The sequence below is a fragment of the Bartonella vinsonii subsp. berkhoffii ATCC 51672 genome, assembly GCF_902825225.1.
In the GTDB taxonomy this organism is placed as follows: domain Bacteria; phylum Pseudomonadota; class Alphaproteobacteria; order Rhizobiales; family Rhizobiaceae; genus Bartonella; species Bartonella berkhoffii.
Map to the genome: position 1 here is coordinate 1 of NZ_CADEAK010000046.1, position 1,993 is coordinate 1,993.

1 pseudogene is annotated in these 1,993 nt (G+C 39.6%); it reads right to left on the reverse strand.

Features of this window, described 5'->3' with window-relative positions:
• Positions 1–1,993 (reverse strand): annotated as a pseudogene (locus J7R10_RS07990) (hypothetical protein); the annotation flags it as partial.

The following is a 1,993-nucleotide window of genomic DNA, read 5'->3' on the forward strand; positions in this document are numbered from 1 at the left end:
CATCACCTGTTTTATCATAATGAACAACCGCTGAATCATCTGACTGAAGACTGCTGGAAAGATCCTTTAAACCTTTTTCAAGCTGACCCTTGTTAACGGCATCATTGTTATCTTTTGCATCCCCTACGCCGGAAATCACCCGATTCACACCGCTTGTATTCGCAACATTAATTACAGTACCATTTGTTTCCTTACCAATGGTGATCACACCTGCGCCATTATCGGCATTGCGCGCTAAAGTCATCTCTTCCTCTTGCTTAACAAGAAGATTTTCCTTCACCTGTGTAATTTCATTGTTAACTTCATTATGAAGATTCGTGAAAGAGGTACCTACACCGGCAAAGGCAGCTACAACAGTCTCATAGCTCTGCTCTTCAACCGCACTACCATCTTCATTGACCGTCTTAACCGTAAACTTGGGAGCTGTCCATTTGCCTTCTGCATAGCTAGCATTACCACCAAAAGTCTTTGCAACTTTATCGCCTAGAGTATGAAGCTGTTTACCCGTCACAGCATCCGTGGAGTTTTCATTAATTGTTCCATCCAAAAGAGATGTAATCTTGCTATTGGTTTTGCTATCTTTTTCCCCATGCGTTGCTACAAAGGCGCCTTTACTCCTGTCCCACAACAAGGCATCACCTTGAACTTCTTGTGTAATATTCGTGATTTTCTCTTCAAACTTCTTAACTTCATTCGTCAAATGCGTATTCACATTCTTCACACTTGTATCAAGACCTGCAAACGCACTACCAACATTATCATAGCTAGTTTCTTCTGCAGTACCATCTTCAGAAAGCTTAGATAATTTATAGGTTGGTTCTGTAAAGGCTCCATCACTAAACTTTGCATTTCCACCTAAAAACTTAGCTACATTTCCAGAGATTGTATTAATCTGACTACCATTAATCGCATCATGTGACTCATCACCAATCTTACCATCAGCTACATTATGAAGTCCAACAGGTGAAGAACCTTGACCTTTCCCTAAAGTCACACTCGTATAATTAATGGCGCCATTTCTATCATCTTTATCATAATGAACAACTGCTGAATCATCTGACTGAAGATTGTTAGAAAGCTGTTCCAAACTTTGATCAAGCTGCGCTTTATTGACAGCTTCATTATCCTTTGTGGCTGCCTTTACACCGGAAAGCGTCCGATCCACACCACTCTTGTTGGCTATATTGATTTCACTGCCTTCTACTTCTCCACCAATAGTAATATCATTCTTATCTGAATTCTTCTTAACAAGGCTATCACTTATCATAGTGCTAATTTTATCATGAATACTCTTGAAAGAACTACCAACACTAGAAAAAGCATCTGCTACAGTCTTATAGGATTCATCAGTAACATCGCCATCAGAACCAATTTGTTTTACCTTGAAATTAGGATCTGTCCATTCGCCACCTTCATATCCAGCACCTCCACCAAAAGTCTTTGCAACTTTATCACCTAGAGTATGAAGCTGTTTACCCGTCACAGCATCCGTGGAGTTTTCATTAATTGTTCCATCCAAAAGAGATGTAATCTTGCTATTGGTTTTGCTATCTTTTTCCCCATGCTTTGCTACAAAAGCCTGCACATTATTGTCCCATAACAAAGAATCTTGCGCAACGCCTTGCGAAACTTCCTTAATGCGCTGATTTACATTTTTGATATTTGTATCAAGACCTTCAAAAGCACTCCCAACATTATCATAGCTAGTTTCTTCTGCAGCACCATTTTCAGAAAGCTTAGATAATTTATAGGTTGGGCCTGTGAAAGTACCCCCTTTAAACGCAGCGTCACCACCTAAAAACTTAGCTACATCTCCAGAGATTGTATTAATCTGACTACCATTAATCGCATCATGTGACTCATCACCAATCTTACCATCAGCTACATTATGAAGTCCAACAGGTGTGGAATCTTTTCCTTTCCCTAAAGTCACACTCGTATAATTAATAGTGTTATTGTCATCACCTGTTTTATCATAATGAACAACCGCTGA